Origin of the sequence: Jiangella rhizosphaerae (assembly GCF_003579925.1) — a bacterium.
GTDB classification, from domain to species: domain Bacteria; phylum Actinomycetota; class Actinomycetes; order Jiangellales; family Jiangellaceae; genus Jiangella; species Jiangella rhizosphaerae.
Genome location: NZ_QUAL01000320.1, coordinates 1 through 4,580, shown reverse-complemented (window position 1 = coordinate 4,580; position 4,580 = coordinate 1). Strand labels below are relative to the sequence as shown.

Genomic DNA, 4,580 nt, shown 5'->3' with positions numbered 1-4,580 from the left:
GCCGGGTACCTCCTCGACGTACTCCCTGGCATGACTCCATCCTTCCCAAGGAACGGAGTCTCCGGACATGCCGGGGCGGTTCACCTCCCACAGCACCTCACACTCGCGCGGCCCGAGCGGTCGGACGGCGAACACGCCCGGCCCGCGCACCAGCCGGCCGGTGTGCAGCACCTCGCACCGGCACGGCGGGTCCCACGCGGTCACGACCATCGTGTCGAGGAACCCGGCCCGCCCCACTCCGGTCCAGGCTTCCAGGCGCGCCCCGACCTCCCGGCCGTCGCCGGGACCCAGCACGTCGACCCGGGTCAGCGGCATCCACGCGCCCTGCGCCGGCCAGTCGGTCAGCACGTGCCACACGACGTCGGCCGGGGCGGCGACCCGCCGCGTCACGACGACGTCAGCGCTCATCGCGATCGCCGGACCCACCGCACCGGGTCGCTCACCGCGCGCCCCACCGTCCGGGACCCGCGCCGTGGTCCGCCACAACCGCCATTCGCCGCGCACTCCGCTGTTCACCTGGCACCCCCAGCGCTCGCCCAGCACCGTCCGTGCCCAGCACGTACCCCGTCGCCGGCAGGTCAGGCCCCGCCGGCCGCGTCTTCGGGCCGGGCGGGACGGCGGCGCGGCAGCCGGTCGGCCTCTGCCGCGGGCCGGATCAGGGGCGCGTTGCCGAGTCCCGGGATGCGCGACTCCAGCTCGGCCAGCCGGTGGTCGCGCCAGGCCAGTTCGCGCTGCAGCCGGTCGAGGACGGCGTCGACCTGGTCCATGCGGTAGCCGCGGTGCACGACGGAGAAGCGCAGCTCGGCGACGTCGTCGGAGCCGACGGCGCCGTCGGGCAGCGGCCGCGGCTCGCCACCGGACACCTCGGGCTGCAGCACGTCGCCGCGGCCGAGCACCAGCAGGACCGCGCCGAACAGCACGGCCGCGGCCACGATCACGAAGACGACGAACACGCCTCAAGGGTGCCACGTCCGGCGTTCCACCTCCGCGCCACGCCCGGCCGGACGGCGTGCGAGGCTTACAGGCACCCGATCAGTCGCCGGAGCCGAAGGAGCGTTCGTGGGTGTTCTCCGCCTGGGGCGGTCGACGTTCCCGCCCGGACGGTTCGCCGTCATGGCGATCGTGAACCGTACCCCCGACTCCTTCTACGACCAGGGTGCGACGTTCGCGTTCGACCGCGCCTGGCAGCGGGTGGAGCAGGTGGTGGCCGAGGGCGCGGACATCATCGACGTCGGCGGCGTGAAGGCCGGCGCCGGCGAGCACGTCAGCGAGGAGGAGGAGATCGACCGCGTCGCCGGCCTGGTCAGCGCGATCCGCGAGACCTACCCGCAGGTCGTCGTCAGCGTCGACACCTACCGGGCGCGGACGGCGGACGCCCTGTGCGAGGCGGGCGCCGACCTGGTCAACGACACGTGGGCCGGCGCGGACCCCGACGTCGCCGCCGTGGCCGCGCGGCACGGCGCCGGGCTGGTCTGCAGCCACACCGGCGGCATGCGGCCGCGGACGCTGCCGCACCGTGTCCGCTACGACGACGTGGTCGCCGACGTCGCCGCGCACACCGTCGCCCTGGCCGAGCGGGCGGCGGAGCTGGGCGTGCCGCGCGAGAGCATCGTGATCGACCCGACGCACGACTTCGGCAAGAACACCTTCCACTCGCTCGAGCTGACCCGCCGGCTGGACGAGCTCGTGGCGACCGGCTGGCCGGTCCTGGTCAGCCTGTCCCGCAAGGACTTCGTCGGCGAGACACTGGACCTCCCCGTCGACCAGCGGCTGCCCGGCACGCTGGCGGCCACCGCCGTCAGCGCCTGGCACGGCGCCCGGGTGTTCCGCGCCCACGACGTCGCGGCCACCCGTCAGGTGCTCGACATGGTCGCGTCGATCCGCGGCGACCGGCCGCCGTCGGCTCCGCTGCGCGGCCTCACCTGAGGCCACGCGTCCCTGAGGGCACCTCAGTCCTCCCGGCACCCGCCTCAGGCCCCCTCAGGCCGCCCTCAGCGGTCGAGTAAGGCCGCTTTCACCTGCGAAGATGCGGCGGTCACCCCATGTGTCGCCCACCCCTTACGGACCAGACTCATCAGTGTCAGCACAAGCACCGAGAGAGGTCCGGTCATGAACAGCACGTACGTCGCCCAGCTCGTGCACGAGGAGCGCGCGGAACGGCTGCGGGCCGAGGCCGACGCCGATCGCCTCGCCCGTGTCGCCCGCCGGGTCGCCAAGCGGCAGCCCCGCCGGGCGGGGTGGGTGGTCCGCCACCTGCCCGGCCGCCACGCGGTCTGACCCACGAGCCCCTCCCAGGCCCCGGTGTCCGCCCAGGACACCGGGGCCTTCTCCTGCCCGGCGCTCCCGGCGGAAACCGGCGTGCCCCGGGCGGGCCGGGCGTAGCAGGATGGACACCGTGGCGTTGGCAGTGACGAGTCCCGCGATGGTCGGCCGCGACGAGCAGCTCGGCGGCCTGCGATCGGCGCTGGCCTCCGCCGCCGGCGGCGTGCCGGTCACGGTGGTGCTGGGCGGCGAGGCGGGCGTCGGCAAGACCCGCCTGGTGACGGAGTTCGCCGCCGAGGCCGAGCGCGACGGCGCCCGGGTGGTCGTCGGCCAGTGCGTGAACCTCGGCGGCGACGGCCTGGCGTACGCCCCCATCACCGGCGCGCTGCGCGAGCTGGCCGCCCAGCTCGGCACCGACGCGCTGCTGTCCGCCGCCGGTCCCGGCCGGGCCGCGCTGGCCGGCCTGCTGCCCGAGCTCCCCCACGACGGCGGCCAACCGGCCGCCACCAGCCAGGGCCGCGTCTTCGAGGCGGTCACCGGCCTGCTCGAGCAGGTCGCGGCCGAGCGCCCGCTGGTGCTGGTGCTCGAGGATCTGCACTGGGCCGACCGCGCCACCCGCCAGCTGCTGGGGTTCGCCGTCCGGGCGCTGGGCAGTGCCCGCGTGCTCGTCGTCGGCACCTACCGCAGCGACGAGCTGTCCCGCGACCACCCGCTCCGGCGGCTGCTGGCCGAGCTGGAGCGGGTCCGGACGGTGCACCGCATCGACGTCCCGCGGCTGACCGAGCGCGAGGTCGCCGAGCAGCTCACGGCCCTGGCCGGACAGCGACCGCCCGCCGACGCCGTCCGCCGCATCCACGCCCGCAGCGAGGGCGTACCGTTCTTCGTCGAGCAGCTGGCCGACCTCGACGACGGCACGACGCTGCCCGAGTCGCTGCGCGACCTGCTGCTGGTGCGTGTCGAGCAGCTGTCCGAGGAGTCGCAGCGGCTGGTGCGGCTGCTCGCCGTCGGCAACGACCGCGTGGAGCACGACCTGCTGGCCGCCGTCGCGGCCGTCGACCCCGACGCCCTCGACCGCGGCATGCGCGAGGCGGTGTCGGCCAACGTGCTGCGCGTCGACGGCGACGGGTACGCGTTCCGGCACGCGCTGGTCCGCGAGGCCGTCCACGACGACCTGCTCCCCGGCGAGCACGCCCGGCTGCACGCGCTCTACGCGGCGACGCTGGAACGGCGGCTGGCGTCCGGCGCCGGCCCGCGCCGGGCGGTCACCGCCGAGGCCGCGCACCACTGGTTCTGCGCCCACGAGCACGAGAAGTCGTTCGCGGCCTCGTTGCGGGCCGCGGCCGAGGCCCGCTCGCTGGCCGCCTACGACGAGGCACAGCGCAACTTCGAGCGCGCTCTGGAGCTGTGGGACCAGGTCCCCGAAGCCGCGCAGGAGGCCGGGTTCGACCACGTCGAGCTGCTGGCCCGCACCGCCTCGGCCGCGAACAACGCCGGAGAGGTCGACCGCGCCCGGGCACTGGTCGACGCCGCCCTGACGGAGGCGCGAGCGGCCGGCGACGCCGTCGAGCCCGGCCGGGTAGCGCGGCTGATCGGGTTCCGTGCGACGCTGCTCAGCGAGCTCGGCCTGCCGGGCGCCACCGACGAGATGCGCCGCGCGCTGGAGCTGATCCCGGACGACCCGCCCACGCCGCGGCGGGCCCGGCTGCTGCAGAAGTACGTGTCGCGGCTGATGATGGACGGCCGGCACGCGGAGGCCGTCGCGCTGGGCCGCGAGGCCGCCGCGGTCGCCCGCGCCGCCGGCGAGCCCGAGACGGAGTTCCGCGCCTACGTCGTGCTCGGGCCGAGCCTGGTGCACGCCGGCCAGGTCGACGAGGGCCTGGAGGCACTGCGGACGGCGCAGCGGCTGGCCGGCGACCGGCCCGAGTGGCTGGTCGCCTTCCACATCAACATGTCCGACTCGCTGCACCTGCTCGGCCGGTACGCCGAGGCGGCCGAGGTCGCCCGCGAGGGCATCGACGGCGCCCGCTCGGTGGGTCTGGCCCGCACGCTCGGCACCATGCTCACCGGGAACGCCGCGGAGCCCCTGCTGGCTCTCGGCAGGTGGGACAAGGCCGAGCGCTTGATCGCCCGCGGGCTCGAGCTGGACCCGCCCGGACGGCACGTCTGGCAGCTGACCGGGCTGCGGTCCTGGCTGGCGCTGTGGCGCGGCGACGTCGAGGCAGCCTCACGGTCGGCCGACGAGGTGCGCGAGCGCCTGGCCGGCCGGGCGCCCGGGCCGCAGTACTCGCTGCCGGCGGCGCGGGCGGCCGCCGAGGCGG

The 4,580-nt window shown here is 75.9% G+C and carries 5 protein-coding genes; 3 read left to right on the top strand and 2 right to left on the bottom strand.

Going from position 1 to position 4,580, the window contains the following annotated elements; all coding sequences use genetic code 11:
* Positions 1-408: SRPBCC family protein (locus tag DY240_RS23995; protein ID WP_147375493.1), on the bottom strand; the 408-nt coding region annotated here is incomplete at its 3' end.
* 170 nt (positions 409-578) lie between these two features.
* The gene (locus tag DY240_RS23990; protein ID WP_119662245.1) at positions 579-953 is read right to left on the bottom strand and encodes a DivIVA domain-containing protein; all 375 of its coding nucleotides are present in this window, start codon (positions 951-953) and stop codon (positions 579-581) included.
* 160 nt (positions 954-1,113) lie between these two features.
* On the opposite strand from DY240_RS23990, the gene folP reads away from it, so the two are divergent.
* The 3 genes from folP to DY240_RS23980 all read left to right on the top strand — a co-directional run.
* Positions 1,114-1,926: a dihydropteroate synthase gene (gene folP, locus DY240_RS23985; RefSeq protein WP_119662246.1), complete on the top strand. Its 813-nt coding sequence runs from the start codon at positions 1,114-1,116 to the stop codon at positions 1,924-1,926.
* Positions 1,927-2,109: 183 nt separating this feature from the next.
* Complete coding sequence (locus tag DY240_RS32450; protein WP_158602977.1) at positions 2,110-2,277, top strand: hypothetical protein; 168 nt, start codon at positions 2,110-2,112, stop codon at positions 2,275-2,277.
* A gap of 118 nt (positions 2,278-2,395) precedes the next feature.
* On the top strand, positions 2,396-4,580 hold a 2,185-nt coding region (locus tag DY240_RS23980), incomplete at its 3' end, for an ATP-binding protein (RefSeq protein WP_158602976.1).

What these genes read in the sequence shown, in the direction of transcription:
- folP (WP_119662246.1), top strand. Translation starts at nt 1,114, where the DNA reads ATGGCGATCGTGAACCGTACCCCCGACTCCTTCTACGACCAGGGTGCG.
- DY240_RS32450 (WP_158602977.1), top strand. Translation starts at nt 2,110, where the DNA reads ATGAACAGCACGTACGTCGCCCAGCTCGTGCACGAGGAGCGCGCGGAA.